The organism is Coprococcus sp. HPP0074, assembly GCF_964238105.1.
GTDB lineage: Bacteria > Bacillota > Clostridia > Lachnospirales > Lachnospiraceae > Faecalimonas > Faecalimonas umbilicata.
Genome location: NZ_CAXSKS010000006.1, coordinates 159,180 through 178,224, shown reverse-complemented (window position 1 = coordinate 178,224; position 19,045 = coordinate 159,180). Strand labels below are relative to the sequence as shown.

General features: G+C 43.0%; 13 protein-coding genes. 1 reads left to right on the top strand and 12 read right to left on the bottom strand.

What is annotated here, in order from left to right; all coding sequences use genetic code 11:
• Nucleotides 1–151 precede the first annotated feature (151 nt).
• The 6 genes from ACESPO_RS09450 to ACESPO_RS09425 form a co-directional block, all read right to left on the bottom strand.
• On the bottom strand, nt 152–2,413 hold the full coding sequence (locus tag ACESPO_RS09450) for a glycoside hydrolase family 2 protein (protein ID WP_499788749.1): 2,262 nt from the start codon (nt 2,411–2,413) through the stop codon (nt 152–154).
• Nucleotides 2,414–2,416: 3 nt separating this feature from the next.
• Nucleotides 2,417–3,820, bottom strand: coding sequence for an MFS transporter (locus ACESPO_RS09445; protein ID WP_499788748.1), 1,404 nt, complete (start codon nt 3,818–3,820; stop codon nt 2,417–2,419).
• 77 nt (nt 3,821–3,897) lie between these two features.
• Nucleotides 3,898–4,881 carry an AraC family transcriptional regulator gene (locus tag ACESPO_RS09440; RefSeq protein WP_320619377.1) on the bottom strand — a complete coding sequence of 328 codons (984 nt, stop codon included), beginning with the start codon at nt 4,879–4,881 and terminating at the stop codon, nt 3,898–3,900.
• A gap of 172 nt (nt 4,882–5,053) precedes the next feature.
• Nucleotides 5,054–6,082 (bottom strand): sugar kinase, encoded by a 1,029-nt coding sequence (locus ACESPO_RS09435; RefSeq protein ID WP_008976433.1) that lies wholly within the window; start codon nt 6,080–6,082, stop codon nt 5,054–5,056.
• Nucleotides 6,083–6,281: 199 nt separating this feature from the next.
• Entirely contained in the window at nt 6,282–7,307 is a 1,026-nt protein-coding gene (locus tag ACESPO_RS09430) for a sugar kinase (RefSeq protein ID WP_008976434.1), read from the bottom strand.
• 102 nt (nt 7,308–7,409) lie between these two features.
• Nucleotides 7,410–8,372 carry a bifunctional 4-hydroxy-2-oxoglutarate aldolase/2-dehydro-3-deoxy-phosphogluconate aldolase gene (locus ACESPO_RS09425; RefSeq protein WP_270196410.1) on the bottom strand — a complete coding sequence of 321 codons (963 nt, stop codon included), beginning with the start codon at nt 8,370–8,372 and terminating at the stop codon, nt 7,410–7,412.
• 263 nt (nt 8,373–8,635) lie between these two features.
• Here ACESPO_RS09425 and ACESPO_RS09420 point away from each other — a divergent pair, with 263 nt between their 5' ends.
• Nucleotides 8,636–9,442, top strand: coding sequence for an IclR family transcriptional regulator (locus tag ACESPO_RS09420; RefSeq protein WP_008976436.1), 807 nt, complete (start codon nt 8,636–8,638; stop codon nt 9,440–9,442).
• 102 nt (nt 9,443–9,544) lie between these two features.
• On the opposite strand, the gene aspS is transcribed toward ACESPO_RS09420, so the two are convergent.
• From aspS to recJ, 6 genes are all read right to left on the bottom strand, one after another.
• Nucleotides 9,545–11,335: an aspartate--tRNA ligase gene (gene aspS, locus ACESPO_RS09415; protein WP_009262920.1), complete on the bottom strand. Its 1,791-nt coding sequence runs from the start codon at nt 11,333–11,335 to the stop codon at nt 9,545–9,547.
• 17 nt (nt 11,336–11,352) lie between these two features.
• The gene (gene hisS / locus ACESPO_RS09410; protein WP_016439348.1) at nt 11,353–12,600 is read right to left on the bottom strand and encodes a histidine--tRNA ligase; all 1,248 of its coding nucleotides are present in this window, start codon (nt 12,598–12,600) and stop codon (nt 11,353–11,355) included.
• Nucleotides 12,591–14,069 (bottom strand): coproporphyrinogen dehydrogenase HemZ, encoded by a 1,479-nt coding sequence (hemZ, locus tag ACESPO_RS09405; protein ID WP_317344676.1) that lies wholly within the window; start codon nt 14,067–14,069, stop codon nt 12,591–12,593. Before hemZ ends, hisS begins: the two co-directional genes overlap by 10 nt.
• Before the next feature lie 194 nt (nt 14,070–14,263).
• Nucleotides 14,264–14,887, bottom strand: coding sequence for an MBL fold metallo-hydrolase (locus ACESPO_RS09400; RefSeq protein ID WP_008976440.1), 624 nt, complete (start codon nt 14,885–14,887; stop codon nt 14,264–14,266).
• Nucleotides 14,888–14,896: 9 nt separating this feature from the next.
• Nucleotides 14,897–17,200, bottom strand: coding sequence for a RelA/SpoT family protein (locus tag ACESPO_RS09395; protein ID WP_008976441.1), 2,304 nt, complete (start codon nt 17,198–17,200; stop codon nt 14,897–14,899).
• Nucleotides 17,201–17,287: 87 nt separating this feature from the next.
• On the bottom strand, nt 17,288–19,003 hold the full coding sequence (recJ, locus tag ACESPO_RS09390) for a single-stranded-DNA-specific exonuclease RecJ (protein WP_270602525.1): 1,716 nt from the start codon (nt 19,001–19,003) through the stop codon (nt 17,288–17,290).
• Nucleotides 19,004–19,045: the final 42 nt, after the last annotated feature.

Below are 19,045 nucleotides of genomic sequence, written 5' to 3'. Positions count from 1 at the left end.
AAACCATTTGATTTCTGGATTTTTGGTATCCCCAATTTTCCTTTTACAAAACAGACATACGATATTTCTAACAAAAATGCCAGGCAGTAATTCCAAATGAGCTTCTCTCATAAAGACTTTCTGTCTGGCATTTTCTATTTTTCTTTTTTACTTATTTTTTTATCTGCTGCAATTCGCGGTTAATGACAAGAATTAATTCTTTCGGAATTCCCAAATTCTTTAATTTGCTCATCGCATCTAATGTCATTACTTTCATCATTGCAAATTTAGGGTGATCTACCATTTCTCCAAAATATTTCAAAATAATCGCTTCACCTTTTGGATGCTTCATGATCTCTCCAAGCTTATCCATACTAGAATAGCACTCCGGATCCAATGCAATCTCCTCTGTACCGGCATCTTCCAAGTCAAATTTTTCAAACCAGTTAATGACATTTCCGCCTTGATCTTTCTGTACATATTCATAGCTCTTATCCGGCTCTGTCACTCGATGAAGCACCATCTCATCTTCATATACTGTCTCTGCTTGATCAAAGCCTTTTACAGTAATTTTGTTTTCTCCCATCGGAAGTACTACCGTGAAATTCGTCATTGGTTCTGGCTGCTCTTTCACACCAGCAAGCATTCCATTGACATATACTTCAAGCTTTTTAAGATTAGACAATACTGTAATTGTATTCTCTTCCTGATGACGATTTACAAATCTGCTGCCAGCTAATTTTACAAAGCTTTCTTTTGACCAGTTTGCTTTATATAAGTAATATGCATCTTTCTTGATCTTTCGGTCAATCGTCACAAGTCCCTTCTGATTTTGTCCCTGCTTTCCGCCTTCATCACGGTTGGCGCTTCCAAAATCACACAGATTCCAAACATAACTTCCGACAAAGTAATCCCGCTCTTCAAAAGCTTTCAGCGCATTTTCCGAGAACAACAACTGATACTCTTCCGAATAATCTTTCGTTTTCGGTTCATAAGAGTGATAGCCTGGATTGGTATCTACACCATATTCTGTCACAAGCAGCGGAACATCCGGACAGGCCATATGGAACTCATCCAGACGCTGCTGCAGCCCTGTCATTTTATCATAATACCATCCATAGTACAGATTATACCCAACTAAATCTGCCATTCGATTCAAAGGACTTTCATTTGCCACGGAATAGATGTTTGCCTCTGCTGTATATCTGCTCGGATCTAACTGCTTTGTATACGCTGCCATCGCTTTTACCTTTTCGTGGATCTCTGCCGTCTCTCCTGCAATTGTAATCTCGTTTTGCACACCCCAGCAATAAATCGAGATGTGATTTCCGCACTGTTTGATCAAACGTTCCATCTGCTGTCTGATATTTTCATCTGCTTTTTCGCTTTCTGATAAAATACTGATGAATGGTACTTCTGCCCATACAAGAATTCCTTCTTCATCGCAGCGGCGATAAAAATAATCATCGTGCTGATAATGTGAAAGACGAACGGAATTTGCTCCCACTTCTTTTACAAGAGAAAGATCTTCTTCCATTTGCTCTTTGGAAACTGCATTTCCCACACCGCCAAAATCTTGATGACGGGCAACCCCGCGAATCTTGATGTGCTTTCCGTTTAAAAACATTCCTTTCTCCGGATCAATCGTGATTTCACGGAATCCTGTTGCAATACTGCGTGTTTCTTCCACTCCATCTTTTGTGCAGATTTCAACCTGTACTTGATATAAATACGGATCTTCTACTCCCATCCATAAATGCGGATGATCTATTTCTGTCCGGATCGTAAATGCCTGTTTCTCAGATAAATACATGCTAAGAGTCTTTTCAAGGACTACTCCCTGCCTATCTAAAACAGATACTTTCACTTCCCCTTCGCAATCTTTTCCTTCGTTGATCACACAACCGGTTACTGTGACTTCCCACTTTTGTCCATCCAACTTCTGTGTTCTGACTTGCACACCATCTCTGCTGCCATCTAAGTAGTCAAAATGAAGCTGTTGTGGCACGAACACTAATTTTACATCCCGATAGACGCCTCCATAGAACGAGAAATCTGCCATCTGCGGATACACTTCATCCGTCGCCGTATTGTCTGTTACAATTTCTAACAAATTTTTTCCAACCGTGATGTGCTCATTCAACGCAATTCTGTACATTGCGTATGGACAAGTATTGTGACAAATAGTTTTTCCATTCATATACACAGTACTCTTCATCGCAGATGCGCCGATTTCCAGGAAAATCCTTTCTTTTAAGTCCTCTTCTGAAAAAAGAACCTCTTTTTTGTAAAAGCCTTTTCCTCTCCACATAGAAATTCCTGATTGACCGTCGACAGCATTGTATGTGTGAGGCAATGTCACACAGCTTTCCACTTCATTTTCTTTGTGAAAAAGCCAGTTGTCATTCAATAAAATTTCTTTCAACCTATTCACCTCTTATTTGTTAGCTTCTTTTTTACTTAAAATTGCTTTATCTCCATACATTTCTTTGTACTCTTCTGCCGTAATATGATACCGCTTCAGAGCGATCACACTCGCCAAATCTCCCAACAGCGGAGCTCCAAGGTACATTGCGATTGTTGCGATATACAATGTAGTTGTCGGTTCTGCTCCTGCACTGTATCCTGCAAATCCCATAAGGATACCTACAATCGAAGAACCAAATGCACTGATCACCTTATCTACCAGTGAAAATGTAGCACCGATGAATCCCGGCATAAATTTTCCTGTTTTTAATTTGTGATAGTCGATGATCTCTGCGATCATTGGATCTACATTTTGAGCAGAGAATCTTCTAAAGAGCATATTCAATGCCATCAATGCCACAAAGACAAACAGTGTTCCCTCTCCAAAAGGACGGAAAATAATTAAAATAGCCTCTAAAGTCAAGTTTGCCACAGCTCCGATCAGAGATGCTTTCTTACATCCAAATTTTACTGCAACAGAACCTGCAACAAATGCACCTACAAGGGACATCGGCGTAGAGATTCCTCCTACGATTGGCTGTAAATCAATGTTCCCTACCGCATAAATATAAAAGTATGTCATAACTGAAGTCTGGATTGTTGACGCAATCTTATCTGTAGATGCAGCTAAGATCAACATTCGCAGCGGCTGATTCAGACGAAGCACACTGATACTGTCTTTGATTGTAATCTTCTCTTCCTTTTTGTTAGGATCTTGTCTGTAAAACTCCGGCTTATCAGAACTTGAAATCGCAAACAAACAACCTACTAAGAGAATTGCATGTAAGATAAACGCACTGATGATAATAAGCATCCATCCTTTTTGCGATCCGAGTCCACCATTTTTCTGTAAAATCGGAATAATAGCCGTTGTCATAATCAAGCTAAGCAGCGTAGAATAGCATCCTCCTGCCACGCCTGAAAGCGGACGATATTTTGGGTTTTTTGTTACGATGGACAATACACATTTATTTACCGTTGTCATAAATGTATATCCAATTACCCATACCGCATACCACAGAATTACCCATACCATACGATATGACTGTGGAATATCAAATGAAAACAGATAGATCATAAAGCTTGCCAGAAGCATAATCAGAGATCCGATCACTAAGAATGGTCTGAACTTACCAAATCTTGTCTCTGTTCTGTCAATGATCGAACCAATGACAGGGTCTGTAATCCCATCAAAGATTCTCATCGCAGTCATTACAAGCCCCATGATTATAATATTTAATCCAAGTGCTTCTGTACTAAACACAAGGAAAAACGACATATTCAACATATTGAATACATTCGATGCCGCGGAACCAAGTGGTGTCATAATAACACGTGTGGCTTCCATTTTTGAATTTTTTACTTTTGTACTCATCTTACCCTCCAAATACTTTTCTCAGGTAAAAATTATATCTCTTTTCCTCCCTTCCTTTCATATAGAAAATAAAGCTTTTACTGTCTTTTATTAAGATTTTTATGCTTTTTTCGGTAATTGTCCGGAGACTCGCCATACTTTTGTTTAAAGCATTTATAAAAATACCCTTCATTCGCATATCCGATTTCAGATGAAATCTCCTCTATCTTCCTATCTGTTTTGCATAATAAATTAGATGCTTCTGCCATACGTATGTCAAACAAAATATCTTTAAATCCCCGGTTCCCATCCATTTTCAACAGCGCACTAAGATAATTGGGGTGGAAGCACAACTCTTTTGCCACTGAATTCAAAGTTGCATTTCGATAATTTTTCTTTAAGTATTCAATTACCTCTTTTTGGATCTTGATGCTTTTCTGTGTAATGACTGCCTCATCTTCTGCTCCAACCGCTCTCGATATTTCCGTAAAAAGTAAGAGCAGACATGCGGTAATCTTTCCAATATTCTTTTGTTCTTCCAGAAAATACTCACAAATAAGTTGTTCCATAACCTTTTCTTCAAAGCTTCCCTCCGGAAGATGATAAAAAATGTAATTTTTCTTTTTACTTTCCGAATACAGACTATTAATGATATAGTTAGAAATGTATTTATCTTCTGAAAACAAATACATAAAAATGGTATCAAAAAAATCAGCCGTCATTAATATATTAAACATCCAAATATCATCTGTTGCCCGCTCTGAAGAATGACTTACATTTCGATTCATCAGACAGATATCTCCCGATTTCATTCGAATTTCCTTTCCTTCTATCTGCACCGAAAGTTCTCCCTCCATCATAAAAGAAAGTTCGATATACTCATGTCTGTGATTAGGAATCGGAACATTTTTATATTTTTGACGGATTACAACTCTCTCTTTGCATACCTCTTCATTCGGATACGAAATGACAATCTGGTCTTCATCTCTATGCATTTGCGGCACTCTATGACGCTTCTTCATATTTCCTGCTTGCTTTTCACTTTGAAGATAATGCTTTAACACTTCGTAATTCTTTTCCATGCTGCCTCCACATTCTGATGTCTCATTTGTTTTTATATGCTTGTATGAACCTATATTACAAGATTATTTTCCAAAAGTATAGTACCTTGCAGTTTTTTTTCATATAAGCAATAAAACATATCGTTTCATGCTTTTCACTTGCATAAAACGATATGTTCTATTTTTTTCTTTCTTATCGATCCATCTCACTTTGTCTTCCCGTACTCTTATGTGCTCGGATAATACGTTCAATCTCTCTTAAGTCGGAGGATGGCAGATCTCCCGGTATCGTGTTTTTCACCGAACTTGTAGCATTTCCATATTCCAGCGCTTTCTGGCAATCACCATTGTGTGCAAGCAATCCGTACAGCACACCCGAAATGTAGGCGTCCCCGCTTCCGATCCGGTCAACGACTTCGATATCTCGGTAAGGCTCTTCCTCATAGTAAACATTCGTCTTCGCATTGTAGATTACTGAACCGAATGTGTGGCGTTTCGGGCTGTGGACGATCCGCTGTGTAGAGGCTACGATGGAAATCGGGTAATCCTCCGTAAAGCTCTTCATAATCGTCCGGACATCCCCTTCTTTTCCAAACGTAAGCCGCGCCGTCTCCTCAGAACAGAAAAATACATCCACATATGGGAGAATTCTCTCGATACACGCCCGCGCTTCTTCTCCTGTCCACAAGTTTCCACGGAAGTTGACATCAAAGGAGATCATTGCTCCTGCCTGTTTGAACCGTTTGATCATCTCTATTGCAGTTTCACGTGTCTTCTCACTGAGTGCCAGTGTGATTCCGGTCGTGTGGAAACATCTTGCTGACGAAAACAGACTCTCATCAAAATCCTCCACATCAATCTTTGTCATAGACGTATACATCCGGTCATAGACGATTCCCGGTTTTCGCGGATATGCTCCGTTTTCATAATAGTATACCCCAAGGCGTGCATCTTTCTCGCTGTCATATACTAAATAGTCATCGCTGACGCCACAGAAACGCACTCGATTTTTGATATAAGTTCCAATGTCATTTGCCGGAAGCTTGGAAATGATTCCGGTACGTAACCCAAGAAGGGAAACACCAGATACCACATTTAATTCTGCGCCGCCCGCCTGTTTCTGAAGGGTCTCTCCGCGCACAATCCTCTCATTGTTCGGCGGGGACAGCCGAAGCAGTAATTCTCCAAGTGCAAGCAGATCAAATTCTTTTTTTGTTTCCATAAGGTACACCTCTTTTAATTCATTTTGCAATTATGATTCTCTCTGATTTGAAAATAGGGAATACAATGCACCTCTGCCTGTATTCCCTACGGTAAAAAATATATAAATAATTTTAGGTACAGCTCAAATGGGTATAAGCTGTTTGGACGTTTCCTGTACTGGCAAATACAGGTTTATATAATTAAAAATAAATTATATACTATCTTTGTACACGGCCTGAACCGTCTCCACCTGCAAGTTTTAACACTTCATCCATAGATACTAAGTTCATATCTCCTTCGATAGAGTGTTTCAGGCAGGAAGCTGCAACTGCAAATTCGATTGTTGCCTGTGAGTCAAATCCGTTTAAGGAAGCTGCGATCAGTCCGCCTCCGAAGCTGTCTCCGCCACCTACACGGTCAACGATGTGCATTTTATATTTTTTGCTGAAGAAGTAGTCATTTCCATCATATAACATTGCAGACCAGTTGTTGTCGTTTGCTGAGATAGACTCTCTTAATGTGATTGCTACTTTGCTGAACCCAAATCTATCTGCTAACTGTTTTGCTACATCTTTGTATCCTTCGTGGTTTACTGTACCAGTTGTAACATCTGTGTTTGCTGCGTGAATTCCGAATACGTCTGCTGCATCTTCTTCGTTTGCGATACATACATCAACGTATTTACATAATTCTCCCATCACTTCTCCGGCTTTTTCTTTTGACCAAAGTTTATTTCTGTAGTTTAAGTCACAAGAGATTGTCACTCCATTCTCTTTTGCTGCTTTACAAGCTTCTAAGCAGATTGCTGCTACTTCATCATTTAATGCTGGAGTAATTCCTGTAAAGTGGAACCATTCTGCTCCGTCAAAGATCTCTTTCCAGTTGAAATCTTCTTTTGTAGCTGTTGCGATAGAAGATCCTGCTCTGTCGTAGATTACTTTAGAAGGTCTCTGGGAAGCACCCTTCTCTAAGAAGTAGATACCTACTCTGTCTCCACCACGTGTGATGTAAGATGTGTCTACTCCATACTTTCTAAGAGAGTTTACAGCAGCCTGTCCAATCTCATGTGCCGGTAATTTTGTTACAAATTTTGCATCAAATCCATAGTTTGCAAGAGAAACAGCTACGTTTGCCTCTCCTCCGCCGTATGTTGCTCCGAATGTATCTGCCTGCACAAAACGGTAGTATCCTTCCGGTGCAAGTCTTAACATAATCTCTCCAAATGTAATTACTTTCTTTGCCATGTTTAATCTCCTCTTAATCATAAATTGTAATTTTATCTTCTATAATCAATATTACAAACTTCTAACAGATACGCTGCAATGTCGTGCAGCTGTAAGCATTTCTTATTTCTGTACTAAATGCACTGCAAATCCGCCAACCTCTCCTGTGAAGTAAACTGCTTTTAAATTGTTCTTTGCATCATATTTTGCTGTGGACATATCGAATTCATATCCCAGCATTTCCAGATAGCTCACTGCTCTGTCGATGTAGTTTGTGGAAACTGCGATGTGTCCGTTTGTTCCTTTGTATGGAGCCTTCATTACTTCTACACCAGTTCCTGCAAAGTATGAAGAGTTTCCTTCTTTGGATGTGAATCCGAACATCTTTTCAAATGCACTTGCTGTATTTCCAGCTTCACCATCGCTATTTGCATTGATTCCTACATGTGCAAGTTCAAATCCTAACATAGACTGTACTGCTTCTCTTGTCAGTTTTTCGATCTCATCAAATTTACCTGCTGCTACAAGATCTCCTTTTACCATCCAGCTTCCGCCACATGCGATGATCTTCGGGAAGTCTAAGTAAGATTTTAAGTTAGACGCGTTAATTCCACCTGTCGGCATGAATTTCATGTTTGTGTATGGAGCTGCCATCGCTTTGATCATGTTGATTCCGCCTGCCGGTTCTGCCGGGAAGAATTTTACAACTTCCAGTCCGCACTCAATTGCCTGCTCGATATCACTTGGGTTTGTTGTACCCGGTGTGATCGGGATATTCTTCTCTACACAGTATCTTACAATCTTTGGATTCAATCCAGGGCTGACAATAAATTTTGCTCCTGCTGCCACTGCGCGGTCCACCTGATCTGTTGTAAGAACGGTTCCTGCTCCTACAAGCATGTTCGGGAACTGCTCTGCCATAATTCTGATAGACTCTTCTGCTGCATCTGTACGGAATGTTACTTCTGCACATGGAAGTCCACCATCACAAAGTGCTTTTGCAAGTGGTGCTGCATCTTTCGCATCGTTTAATACAACAACCGGAACGATTCCGATCTTCTGGATTTTCTCTAATACTTCGTTCATTTAACTTCCTCCTGACTGGATCTCTCTACGTTTCATTTTGTTTCACATTGTGAAACTCAGTTTCATAATGCAATACTCTTTATTTGCATTATACTACTTCTTGTAAGAAAGTCAAGATGTTTCTTTCGATTTTCTCCAACAAATGCAGGATTTATTCTCCGATCACCCGAAACCTCCTTCCATTCTCCCTGAATCTGGAAAGGGGATTGCTTCTCTTTTCATAAAATGTTACAATAGTCCACAGATTCTAGGAGGAAATGATTGTGTACGATAAAAAAGAGAACCAAACTACAACTCAGACTGCAGAACAAAAAAATCCGATTCAGGTCGCAGACAGACTGTTTGCAGTCATTGAAGAACTTTCCAAGTCCGGTCCGACCGGACTGATTGAACTGAGCAATACGCTTGGTTTACATAAAAGCACGACCCACCGACTTCTAACCTCACTCATGTATATGGATTATGTGCGTCAAGATGAAGAGAGTGGAAAATATTCCCTTTCTTTTAAACTGCTTGAAATTTCCAGCCGGATTTTAGGGCATATTGATGTGTTATCTACCATTCACCCTTATTTAAAGGAGCTCGCAGATATCAGCGGAGAGACCGTCCATCTTGTCAAACGTGACGGACTGGACGTCGTGTACATCGACAAGGTAGAATCCAGCTCTAACTCGGTGCGAATGGTATCCCGTGTTGGAAGCCGCACACCAATGTATCGTTCCGGTGTTGGAAAAGCACTGCTCGCCATGATGCGTCCAGAGGAAGTGCGTACAATTTGGGGCGACAGTAAGATCGAGGCACTGACAGAGTATACCGTCACCGATCTGGATGAACTATTTATTATTTTGGAAGAAGCGCGGGAAAATGGTTACGCACTTGACAATGAAGAAAATGAAAACGGCGTTCGCTGCATTGCCTCCTCGATCATGGATTACAGCGGCAAGCCAAAATATGCTTTCAGTATCTCCGGCCCGACCGTCCGCATGACAGATGAGCGTATCCTGGAACTCTCCAAGCTGATGCTACAGACAAAGAAAAAACTGGAAGAAGAGCTTGGTTATCATTCATAGGCTCACATAAATCTGATTTGTACTCAAAAAAGAGCGTTGTGAAATAAGGAATCCTCTCCCTATTTCACAACGCTCTCTTTTCTTTGCAATTTTAAATACGATCTACTCTTCTACCTTTGCAATCTCAAGTCCAAGTTCTTCTAACTGTTTTCTGTCAACTGCTGCCGGCGCTTCTGTCATCAGATCGGAGGCATCTTTGACTTTCGGGAACGCGATCACGTCACGGATGCTGTCTTCTTTTGCCATCAACATGATCAGACGGTCAAGTCCGTATGCTAATCCTGCGTGCGGCGGCACTCCATATTTGAATGCACTTAACAGGAACCCAAACTGTTCTTCTGCCTGCTCTCTTGTAAATCCAAGCACTTCAAACATCTTATTCTGAATCTCCTGATTGAAGATACGGACACTTCCGCCTCCGAGTTCCGTTCCGTTTAATACGATATCGTATGCTTTTGCACGGACTTTTCCCGGATCTGTATCAAGAAGGTCAAGGTCTTCTTCCATCGGCATTGTAAATGGATGATGCATTGCTGTATATCTTCCGGCTTCCTCGTTCCACTCTAATAACGGGAATTCTGTTACCCAGAGGAATCTGTAATCTCCTTTGTCAAGGATCTCTAACTGACGTGCGATCTCCAGACGCAGATTTCCTAACACATCCCATACAACTTTATTCTTATCAGCAGCAAAGAGAAGTAAGTCTCCGTTCTCTCCACCCATCGCCTCGATCAATGCGTGCATCTCTTCTTCGCTCATAAATTTTGCGAACGAAGATTTCACCGTACCGTCTTCCTGGATTGCAATGTAAGCAAGCCCTTTTGCACCAAAATCTTTGGCGAAATCTACCAGTTTATCAATCTTCTTACGCGGCATCGCTCCCTGCCCTTTGGCATTGATACCTCTGACACTTCCCCCGTTTTCCAGTGCATTTTTAAATACGACGAACTCACAGTCTTTTACGACTTCAGATACGTCCACAAGTTCCATTCCAAAGCGGATATCCGGCTTATCGGAACCAAAGCGATCCATCGCCTCCTGCCATGTCATGCGCGGAATCGGAAGGCTTACTTCTACACCTAAGATTTCTTTAAATAATTTTGCCAGCAATCTTTCATTGACATCGATGACATCATCTACGTCTACGAAAGAAAGCTCCATATCGATCTGTGTAAATTCCGGCTGACGATCTGCACGAAGATCCTCGTCACGGAAACATTTTACAATCTGAAAATAACGATCATATCCGGAACACATCAGAAGCTGTTTGAAAATCTGTGGTGACTGCGGCAGTGCGTAGAAATTCCCTGGGTGTACACGGCTTGGTACAAGGTAGTCTCTCGCGCCTTCCGGTGTACTCTTGATCAGCATCGGTGTCTCGATCTCAAGGAATCCTTCTTCTGCAAGGAACTGACGTGTCAGTGTAGCAGCCTTACTTCTCATCATCAGATTTCTCTGAAGATCCGGTCTTCTCAGGTCAAGGAAACGATATTTCAGACGAAGTTCTTCCTTTGTCTTACTGTTCTCCTCGATTGGAAACGGCGGTGTCTCTGACTCGGATAAGATCCGGATCTCTCTTGCGCGAATCTCGATCTCTCCTGTTGCAAGATTCTCATTGACTGCACCAGAACGTGCCTCCACAGTTCCCACTACTGCGATTACAAATTCACTTCTTAATTTTCCTGCCTTTTCAAATCCGGCTTCATCGATGGAACCATTTTCAAAAATGATCTGCAGCAGACCGGAGCGGTCTCTTAAATCTACGAAAACGATTCCTCCTTTATTACGGTTCTTCTGCACCCATCCCATCACGGTCACAGTCTCACCGATATTTGCTTTGCTTAACTCTGCACATCTGTGGCTTCTCTTTAAGCCCTGCATTGATTCTGCCATGTTCTTTTCCTCCATATTTATTTAAAAAATTCCTTAATTTCTGTGTAACCTTCCTGAGAAAGTTGTTCTTTCTGGAATTTCTTGTTTTTCTTCATGATCGAGAGCATTACTTGCTTCCCTGCAGCACGCTGCTCTTTTGCAAATGCCAGCACTTCCAGCATCTTCTCCTGCGGCATTCCTTTCTCGATCAAGAGCGCCAGCTTCTCTTTGTTGTCCGGAATCTCATATCCTCTCTCTAAAAGCAGCATGACGATCCGCTCAAATCCGATTGAAAATCCGCATGCCGGTGTCGGCTGTCCGGTAAACTTTCCGATCATCTCATCATATCTTCCGCCGCCTCCGACAGAGCCGCCGAACTCATCCATCGCAATCTCAAAGATCGTTCCGGTATAGTAAGACATTCCCCGCACCAGTGTCGGGTCAAAACTTAACTTAAAATCTGCTTCTTTCACACTGTCCACACTTGCGATGATCATCTCCAGCCCATCTGCAGTCGCTTCCTCAAGGTATCCCTCTAATTTCTCTTTGCAGTAGCGTACTCCCTCGATATCATTTGTAATCTCCTTGAATAACTGAAGATATTTTTCAACCGCTTCTTTCGGATATCCATGCTCCTGCAGTTCTTTTTCTACACCGTCCAGACCAATCTTATCCATCTTGTCCAGGATGATAAATACATCATCATAGTCTTTCTCTTCGAATCCGCTGTAAGCTGCCATCGCCTTTAAGATCTTCCGGTCATTGATACGGACAGTAAAGTTTTTAAAATCCAGTTTCCCAAGCAGTGTCGTCGTCGCAAGGATCAATTCGATCTCCGCAAGATTATTTGGTTCTCCTAAGATGTCAATATCGCACTGCATGAACTGACGGAAGCGCCCTCTCTGCGGACGGTCAGCTCTCCACACATTTCCCATCTGCAGCGCTTTAAACGGAGATGGAAGCTCACTGACATTGTTGGAATAATAACGGGATAACGGAACAGTCAGATCATATCTGAGTCCACCATCCACGAGATCTGCCTCACATTCTGCTGTGTCCAGCTTTAACTTCTCTCCACGTTTTAAAATTTTAAAGATCAACTTTTCATTCTCTCCCCCTTGCTTGCTCGACAGGTTCTCGATATGCTCCACACATGGTGTCTCAATCGAAGAGAATCCAAATGTTCCATATGTCTCCTTGATCAGACGGATCACATAATCCCGGATCTGCATCTCTCTCGGTAACATATCTTTCATCCCGGTTACGGGCTTTTTCTTTAATGCCATAATAGTTCTCCCTTTCGCTCTATCATCTCGTCGATCCGTGCGATATACTGTCCCACATCTTTGACATTTTCCACACGCTCAATCCTTTTTTCTAATTTTACTTCTTTTCCCGGCTGACCGTTCTTTAACTGGTCTTCTGCCGCCGAAAATACAGCCTTTGTGGAGGCTCCTGCTCCCACTGCTACGATAGACTGTTTTTCCTCCATAATAAGTATATTGTATATTCCTGCTTTGTCAACCTTTGCATAGCCAACATTTTCAAAATTTCCGGCAATATTTTTCTGGCGATACAGATAATACGGTTTCATTCCCATCCGCGCAGCACTCTCCGCTGCGAGATCTATCATCGCTTCCATCTGCCGTCCTCTTTCCTCCTGGAGCGCAGCCTCTTTCAATTCCGGCATCTGTGCCAGCCTTGATGCACGCTTAACTGCCAGCGAGTGCACCGTAATACTGTCAGGAGAAAGTTCCTCAATCTGCCTTAACGTGTCTTTGACATCTTCCACCGTCTCTCCCGGAAGTCCGGCAATCAGATCCATGTTGATATTTTCAAACTCCAATTCTCTCGCCATCCCATACACGCGGAGAATATCCTCCACGGTATGCCTTCTCCCGATGAGATCCAAAGTCTTTTGCTGCATCGTCTGCGGGTTAATCGAAATCCGCGGAATCTTGTGGCGCTTCAGCACTTCCAGTTTTTCTCTTGTAATACTGTCAGGCCGCCCTGCCTCCACGGTAATCTCCTTTATCTCCTCATAAGAAAATGTCTCTTCCAAATGTGTGAGCAGACGATCTAACTGATCTGCTTCCAACGTCGTCGGCGTTCCTCCACCAATGTAGATTGTATTTAATTTCTTCTCTTTTGAAATATCCCCGACATAGCTGATTTCCTTGCAAAGTGCATCGAGATATTCCTCCACCCTCGTCTTCCATGCTTCGATCGGGTATGAGGTAAACGAACAGTACGCACAGGTGGTCGGACAGAATGGGATTCCCACATAGAGACTATATCCATCTTCATAATCAAGCTGCTCCAGCTGGGCCTTCTCGCGCTTTGCAATCTCGATTCCAAGGCGTGCTTTCTCCTCACTCATCAGATATTGTTCCATGAGAGTTCTCTGAATCTCTTCTTCCTCCATCTGCTCTTCTAACATCTTCATTGCGATTTTTGTCGGGCGGATCCCCGTTAGGATTCCCCACGCCAGCGTTTTCCCGGAATATTCTGCAAGCGCCCGGTAAATCTTTCGGTCCAGATACTGCTTCTTCTCTTTTTTTGTCTCATATGCATCCAGTTCCTTTATCTCCGCACAGATTCTGCAAATGCGCTCCTGCACACACACCTCCAGCTCCAGAAACATTCCCTGCTCCTCATCAATTTCCTGCTCTACTGTCTCATTTGGGAAAAATGCTTTTACAATATGAAATACATCATAGATATAACTTTTGTCTTTTATCCGTAATCGAATCATTCTCTTCTCTTCCTCATTTATTCTCTCACTGTGTTTTTTACACCACTGTCACAGACAGCACTCCTCTTCTCTCTTACGAAGGAAGGACGGGAAAATGCTTCCCCGCCCTCAGTTACCTTACACAAAACACCTTTTTTGCTCCTTGTATGATTCTGACATTTTTCTGAACAGAATTGGTTTTATCTTTTCAGCACTTACGCCAGAAATGGATTTGCTGTCTTCTCTGTCTGAATAGTCGTCGCTGCCATATGCCCTGGATATACCACTGTATTTTCCGGCAGAACAAGGAGCTTCTCCTTGATAGAACGAATCAATGTCGTCTCATCCCCCGTCGGCAGATCACTCCTTCCGACGGAACACCGAAACAGTGTATCCCCACTGAACAACATGTTCTCTGTCTCCGCGTAATAACAACATCCGCCCGATGTATGTCCAGGTGTAAATAATACTTCAAATGTCACCCCTGCAGCCGCAATCTTCTGACCGTCCGTCACATAGGTTGCATCCTCAAAGACGTACCCGTTTGTATAAGTCAAAGAAAGATTTGTCTTCGGATCTGCGATCAGTCCTTTCTCTGCTTCATGGACATATACCGGAACCGGATACTCCTCAAGCAATGCATCTAGCCCCATAATATGGTCAAAATGTCCATGTGTCAGAAGCACTGCCTGCGGCTTTAATCCCTCTTCTCGGAGAAATTCTGCCAACTTCTTGGAATATGCCGCCGGATCTACGATTACGGCTTCCTTCGTCTGTTCATTCCATGCAACATAACAGTTCGTACTTAATATTCCAGTTAAAAAACGTTCTACTTTCATCTCTTTTTGTTACCCCACACTACGTTCTATATCGATCACGCCTTCTAACTGACGCATCTTTTCAATCAGTCTTGCCAATTCCTCACGACCGCGCACAATAAATCCCATCTCAATGGTCGCAGTTCCCTGCTTACTAGTACGCACATTCATGGACTTGACATCAATCTTATTCTCCGTAAAGATCTTGGAAATCTCCATCAGCATTCCCTGCCGATCTGTCGCATACATCTTAATCTCTGCCATATACTGTCCATTGGATGCATCGCTTTCTGTCTGTTCCCACTCTGCATCGATCAACCGTGCACGCTCTGCATTAGACAAGTGAAGAATATTGACACAGTCTGTGCGATGAATCGACATTCCTCTTCCTCTTGTCACAAATCCCACGATTTCATCCCCCGGCACCGGATTGCAGCACCTTGAAAAACGGACTGCAATATCATCGATTCCTTTTACCACAATTCCGCTCTTTGATTTTGCGATGTGCACTTTATGTTTGGACGCCTCTGACACTTTCTCAAGAATCGTCTCATCCGTGATCTCTTCCTTGTGATCCTTCTGATATTCCTCAGCAAGGCGATTGACAATCTGTCCCTCCTTGAGTCCTCCATGTCCCAACGCCGCAAGCACTGCATCCCAGTCTCGGAATCCATATTTCTTCTGCACAACTTGCATATATTTTGGCTTTGTCAGGTCACTCAACACGAGAGATTTTGCCTTGCAATAAGCCTGAAGCATCTCTTTTCCGCGGATGATATTCTCCTCTTTGAACTCCTTCTTAAACCACTGATTGATCTTATTCTTTGCCTGCGTACTCTTGACGATCGACAACCAGTCACGGCTCGGCCCCTTAGAATTCTGTGATGTCAGTATCTCAATGCGGTCTCCGTTCTGAATCTTGTAATCAATCGTCACAAGCTTTCCGTTGACTCTCGCCCCGACCATCTTATTGCCGACTGCCGAGTGGATCGCATAGGCGAAATCAATCGGTGTAGAACCATTTGGAAGATTTTTCACATCTCCGTTCGGCGTAAAGCAGTAAACATCTTCGGCAAACAGATCCAGACCGCCCTTTAACAGACTTAAAAATTCACGATTGTCCGTATTCTGCTGCCACTCGAGAATCTGCCTGAGCCAGCTTAACTTCTCCTCTTCCTGCATGGCAATATTCTTCTTGCCATCCCCGCTCTCTTTGTACTTCCAGTGTGCTGCGATACCATACTCGGCCGTCTTGTGCATCTCCTTCGTTCGGATCTGGATCTCAAACGGCTGTCCTGCAGGTCCCATCAGCGTTGTATGTAAAGACTGGTACATATTTGCCTTTGGCATCGCAATATAATCTTTAAATCTTCCCGGAATCGGTGTGTACATCTCATGGATCACACCAAGCGCGGCATAACAATCCTTCACCGTATCTACGATGATGCGGACCGCAAACAGATCATAGACCTGATCTACTGTCTTATCCTGATTGACCATCTTTTTATAGATACTGAAGAAATGCTTCACTCTGCCATAGACTTCTGCCTGAATGTCCGCATTCTTCATATGGCTTGCCACCTCATCTACAATCTGCTGTACAAATTCCTCCCGCTCTGTCTTCCGGTCATTAATCTGCTTCACAAGATCATAGAACACTTCCGGCTGATAGTACTTCAGCGCCAGATCGTCCAGTTCTTTCTTGATTTTAGAAATTCCAAGTCTCTGTGCGATCGGAGCGTAGATATCCATCGTCTCTCTCGCCTTCTCCTTCTGCTTGTGCGGCGGCCAGAACTGTGCCGTACGCATATTATGCAGACGGTCTGCCAGCTTCACGATGATCACACGGATATCCTTGGACATCGCAAGAAACATCTTCCTTAAGTTCTCTGCCTGAAGTTCCATCTTATCGACATCTTTTGAATAAGATAACTGTCCAAGCTTTGTGACCCCCTCCACAAGGAGTGCTACCTCCGCGCCGAATTCCCTCTCAATATCATCCCTCGTCATGATCGTATCTTCCACAGCATCATGCAAAATTCCTGCAACGATCGTCTCTTTATCCATCTCAAGCTCTGCCAGAATGATTCCTACCCAAAGTGGATGGATGATGTAAGGCTCTCCGGACTTCCTCTTCTGTCCTTCGTGAGCCTGCTTTGCAATCCGGTATGCCTTCTCGATCATAGAGATATCCGCCGATGGATGATACTCTCTTATCCTCTTGATTAATGACTGGTACAACAGTTCGGGATCTTGATAGTCTTCCGGCTCCTTAACTGCGTGGCCGTCCACCATTTTAAATTCTTTTGGTCTGATTTCCAGTGTTTCTGACATCTCGATCCCTCCTTCTCCTTTGCTTCAAACGATATTGTTTAGTATATCACTTTTTTTGCTTTGAAACAACATTTATATCATATCGAATCACCTGTAATTTTGTATCACAATCTGAAGTGTCTTCTGTCCACGAAATTCATTGACCGATGGATAATACGTCGCTGTGATTTTCCCCCCTGCTCTCCTGATTTTTTCCAGACATTCCTGTGCCTCTCCAAAATAAATCGCATCCATCACCGTTCCTCCCAAGTCTTTCACTTGCATCTTCAGCACATTCTGATTTTTCCCGAGGATCCGGCTATTTAGGACAAGCATATCTTTTTCTACAAAGACCGGTTTCGTATTTCCTTTTCCAAACGGTTCCAGAAGTTCCAGTTCCTCTACCAGTTCCTCTGTCACATATTGGAGTGGCATCTGCATGTCGATTGATACTTTCTCACAGAAATCCTCTTCTGTCAGTACCGTTTTTTCATTCATCTGTCTGCGAAATACTTCGATATTCTCTTCCGGAAGCGATAATCCTGCTGCCATCTTATGTCCTCCAAACTTGGTAAACAAGGCTTTGCACTTACTCATCTCCTCGTACATATCATAATTCTCGATCGACCTGCCAGAGCCCTTTGCCCCCTGTTCTGCTTTTGTAAGAATAAATACCGGCTTGTGATACCGTTCTCTGATCCGTCCGGCAATGATTCCGGCCAGACTTTCATGGCAGTCCGGAAGAAAAATCACAAGCACTTTGTCTTTCTGAAGCGCTGTTGTCTCTACCATCTTCACCGCCTCCTCGACCCCTGCCTGTGTCATTTCTTTTCGGCTGTCATTCAATGCTTTTAGATCCCCCGCAAGCATATCTGCCTCTCTCCGACTGGAGGCTCTCAGAAGTTCCAATGCCCGTTTTGCCGTGTCAAGCCTTCCTCCCGCATTCAGGCATGGTCCGATGACAAATCCAATATGATATGCAGACAAATGTGCCCGGTCAACGCCGGTGCATTCGATCAAAGCATCCAGTCCATAGTTTTTTGTACACTTTAGCATCTCCAGTCCCTGCTTTACAAAAATGCGGTTTTCTCCGACAAGATCCATCACATCTCCTACCGTCGCAATCGCCACATTTTCCATCAGATAATCTACGTCCTCCACGTCCTGCCCCATCACATTGAAGAGTGTTTCCACCAGCTTATAAGCCACTGCCGCGCCACACAGGGAAGAGAACGGATATTCACAGTCGATCCGCTTCGGATCAACGACCGCATCTGCCGGTGGAAGTTCATACACTTTTTCCCCATTTTTTTCTTCATATGGGATTTCATGATGGTCCGTGACAATGATCGTCATCCCCATCTTCTTCGCATAGGCAATCTCTTCTGCCGCCGCAATTCCATTATCACAAGTGATGATCGTGTCGACCCCCGCCTCCAGCGCACGGTTGATCAATTCCTGATTCAGTCCATATCCATCTTTCATACGATCCGGGATGTCGCTGTCCACAACTCCACCAAGCTTTTCTATTCCTTCCAAAAGGATATATGTTGCATTCACCCCGTCAATATCATAATCCCCAATCACCCGGATCGGCTTTTTCTCCCGGATCTTCTCACTTAAAATTTCCACTGCACGGTCCATATCTTTCATCAGAATTCCATCGTGGAGTTCTGCGATCGTTCCGTTTAAATAAAGTCTGATCTCTTCCTCATCCGTGATCTCCCGGTTCCGGATCAGTCTTGCGAGAATGGGGCTGATGTGAAATTTCTGTGCAATTTCCTGAAACGGTGCACCCTTCCGCATAATAAACCATTTTTCCATCATATACCTCATCGAAAAACAGGGGCAGAAGAACCTCCTCGT

Excerpts from the sequence above, each read along its gene's own strand:
- aspS (WP_009262920.1), bottom strand. The coding sequence starts at position 11,335 with ATGGCAGAATCAATGCAGGGCTTAAAGAGAAGCCACAGATGTGCAGAG.
- hemZ (WP_317344676.1), bottom strand. The coding sequence starts at position 14,069 with ATGATTCGATTACGGATAAAAGACAAAAGTTATATCTATGATGTATTT.
- ACESPO_RS09440 (WP_320619377.1), bottom strand. The coding sequence starts at position 4,881 with ATGGAAAAGAATTACGAAGTGTTAAAGCATTATCTTCAAAGTGAAAAG.
- ACESPO_RS09400 (WP_008976440.1), bottom strand. The coding sequence starts at position 14,887 with ATGAAAGTAGAACGTTTTTTAACTGGAATATTAAGTACGAACTGTTAT.
- ACESPO_RS09445 (WP_499788748.1), bottom strand. The coding sequence starts at position 3,820 with ATGAGTACAAAAGTAAAAAATTCAAAAATGGAAGCCACACGTGTTATT.
- ACESPO_RS09430 (WP_008976434.1), bottom strand. The coding sequence starts at position 7,307 with ATGGCAAAGAAAGTAATTACATTTGGAGAGATTATGTTAAGACTTGCA.
- recJ (WP_270602525.1), bottom strand. The coding sequence starts at position 19,003 with ATGGAAAAATGGTTTATTATGCGGAAGGGTGCACCGTTTCAGGAAATT.
- hisS (WP_016439348.1), bottom strand. The coding sequence starts at position 12,600 with ATGGCATTAAAGAAAAAGCCCGTAACCGGGATGAAAGATATGTTACCG.
- ACESPO_RS09425 (WP_270196410.1), bottom strand. The coding sequence starts at position 8,372 with ATGAACGAAGTATTAGAGAAAATCCAGAAGATCGGAATCGTTCCGGTT.
- ACESPO_RS09435 (WP_008976433.1), bottom strand. The coding sequence starts at position 6,082 with ATGGAAACAAAAAAAGAATTTGATCTGCTTGCACTTGGAGAATTACTG.
- ACESPO_RS09395 (WP_008976441.1), bottom strand. The coding sequence starts at position 17,200 with ATGTCAGAAACACTGGAAATCAGACCAAAAGAATTTAAAATGGTGGAC.